The organism is Thiolapillus sp. (assembly GCF_048562965.1).
GTDB classification, from domain to species: Bacteria; Pseudomonadota; Gammaproteobacteria; order Chromatiales; family Chromatiaceae; genus Thiolapillus; species Thiolapillus brandeum_A.
Genome location: NZ_JBHNMF010000621.1, coordinates 1 through 1,818, shown reverse-complemented (window position 1 = coordinate 1,818; position 1,818 = coordinate 1). Strand labels below are relative to the sequence as shown.

General features: G+C 49.7%; 4 protein-coding genes and 2 pseudogenes. 1 reads left to right on the top strand and 5 read right to left on the bottom strand.

The annotated features are described in order from the left end of the window. Nucleotides 1-125: pseudogene (locus ACOCD2_RS18445) on the top strand (IS481 family transposase); the annotation flags it as partial. 30 nt (nt 126-155) lie between these two features. On the opposite strand, the gene ACOCD2_RS18440 reads toward ACOCD2_RS18445, so the two are convergent. The 5 genes and pseudogenes from ACOCD2_RS18440 to ACOCD2_RS18420 all read right to left on the bottom strand — a co-directional run. Then, entirely contained in the window at nt 156-377 is a 222-nt protein-coding gene (locus ACOCD2_RS18440) for a WGR domain-containing protein (protein WP_305800713.1), read from the bottom strand. Nucleotides 378-391: 14 nt separating this feature from the next. After that, nucleotides 392-676: a type II toxin-antitoxin system RelE/ParE family toxin gene (locus ACOCD2_RS18435; protein WP_293650249.1), complete on the bottom strand. Its 285-nt coding sequence runs from the start codon at nt 674-676 to the stop codon at nt 392-394. A 9-nt stretch (nt 677-685) separates the two neighbouring features. Then, a complete protein-coding gene (locus tag ACOCD2_RS18430; protein ID WP_293650250.1) occupies nt 686-958 on the bottom strand; it encodes a ribbon-helix-helix domain-containing protein in 273 nt (90 codons plus the stop codon). Nucleotides 959-1,009: 51 nt separating this feature from the next. Then, a complete protein-coding gene (locus tag ACOCD2_RS18425; RefSeq protein WP_293650251.1) occupies nt 1,010-1,219 on the bottom strand; it encodes a tyrosine-type recombinase/integrase in 210 nt (69 codons plus the stop codon). Nucleotides 1,220-1,258: 39 nt separating this feature from the next. Beyond that, nucleotides 1,259-1,663, bottom strand: a pseudogene (locus ACOCD2_RS18420) (ATP-binding protein); the annotation flags it as partial. Nucleotides 1,664-1,818: the final 155 nt, after the last annotated feature.

Sequence of the window (1,818 nt, the reverse complement as noted above, 5' to 3'; positions counted from 1 at the left end):
ATTACCATATCCCACAGAAAAACCTGGGGCACATCACGCCCATTCAGGCGCTCAAGAATTGGTACAAAGAACGACCAGAATTATTCAAAAAGAAAGTTTATGATCTATCGGAACTTGACAGCTAATTAAGTAGTTGCTGGTTCTTTATCTTCTCTTTATTTACTTGATTGAAGCGCATAGCCACGCCACAGCCGTTCTTTTATCAGTCCCTGAATCTCGCTTAACCCATCTTCTTTACCAGAAACCAGGCATATTTTCTGATTCCCTCGATGAGAATCCAGACTGCCCCAAGCCTTAACAACAGTCCAGTCTCCAAGCAGATCCTTCACCAGATCAACCTGGTAATAGCGTCGGTTATCAGGATTGACCCAGCGCAACACAACAGCACGGCCTATATCGCACTCAAAAGTCGCATACCCTGCACCACTCTCACCAGTTCAATCCCGTTGGGAATCATGCGGTAAAGCATTAGATAGCGCCCAACCGGCAAATATCGGAAATCTTCAGCAATATCTGGCCTTGCTTGCCCCAGTTCTGGGTTCTCTGCCAGCAGTTGGCCTTTCTCCTCAAAGGAATCAAGTAAGTTATCGGCTGCAGCAGGATTATCCTGGGCAATGTAGAGCCAGATATCGATCAGGTCTTCTTCAGCCTGAGCTGTTTTTTGAAAAATGGCCATATTCAGGGCTTATTGATCGTTCTCAGCCAAGCGTCTGCGAGACGCCTGTTTGATCTCTTCCATAGATCCGTATCGGCCTTTGCCACTCTCTAGTCCTTCATGCCAAAGACCTCGCAGTTCCTTGATCTCCTGATCCTGGAGGGCGCGTTTTCGTCGCCAGTCCCGCAGCGCTTCACGGATAACCTCGCTGCTGCTGGCATAGTCACCGCTTTTGACTGCTGTGCGTACTTCATCAGCCATTTCATGTGTCAGGGCTATGCTGAGTTTTTCGACGCTGGCCATGAGATTCCTCGTTTGATTAGGGTGGGAAAAATTGCTACCAAGTAGTATAGCTTATAGTTTTGACACCACATCCGCCATCCTCTCTTCACTCACATGCGTATAAATCTGCGTCGTCGCCAGATTAACATGCCCCAGTAACGTCTGAATATCCACCAGTTCCGCCCCGGACTCCAGCAACCGGGTAGCGTAAGTATGCCTGAGCTTGTGCGGTGATACAGGCTTATCGATACCTGCTTTCTCGACCAGACTGTCAAACAGCATCCAAAATTGACCAGGTATCAGCGTGCAATTTTGACCAGGCTATGAGGCCTGATTGCGGTGTTTGAACCGGTAGGATTCATTGCCGGTTTCGATGATGTCGCAGTGATGAGTGATGCGGTCGAGCATGGCGGTCGTCATCTTGGCATCGGTAAAGACCTGCACCCATTCAGAGAAGGACAGATTGGTGGTGATGATCAGACTGGTGCGTTCATAGAGCTGGCTGACCAGGTGGAACAGCAAAGCACCGCCAGACTCCGGAAACGGCAGATACCCCAGTTCATCAAGGATCACCAGATCCACCTGTAACAGCTGGCGAATGATTTTGCCGGACTGGCCATTGGCCTTTTCCTGTTCCAGGCGATTCACCAGATCCACGACATTGAAGAAGCGAACCCGCTGGCCACGATGGATCACCGCTATACCCAGGGCCGTGGCCAGGTGGGTGTCGGGTACCATGTGATTATATTCCAAAAAGGATCTATCTTTTGTTCCGAACCCGCCAGATATTGAACGACTGGCTCACGCAAAACCTGGAGGAAGCATAACGCCATGGTTATCCATCCACAAGCCCGTACAACACCAAAGCTGCGTGCTGAGAT

Coding starts and splice junctions, on each gene's coding strand:
- ACOCD2_RS18435 (WP_293650249.1), bottom strand. CDS start 676: ATGGCCATTTTTCAAAAAACAGCTCAGGCTGAAGAAGACCTGATCGAT.
- ACOCD2_RS18430 (WP_293650250.1), bottom strand. CDS start 958: ATGGCCAGCGTCGAAAAACTCAGCATAGCCCTGACACATGAAATGGCT.
- ACOCD2_RS18425 (WP_293650251.1), bottom strand. CDS start 1,219: ATGCTGTTTGACAGTCTGGTCGAGAAAGCAGGTATCGATAAGCCTGTA.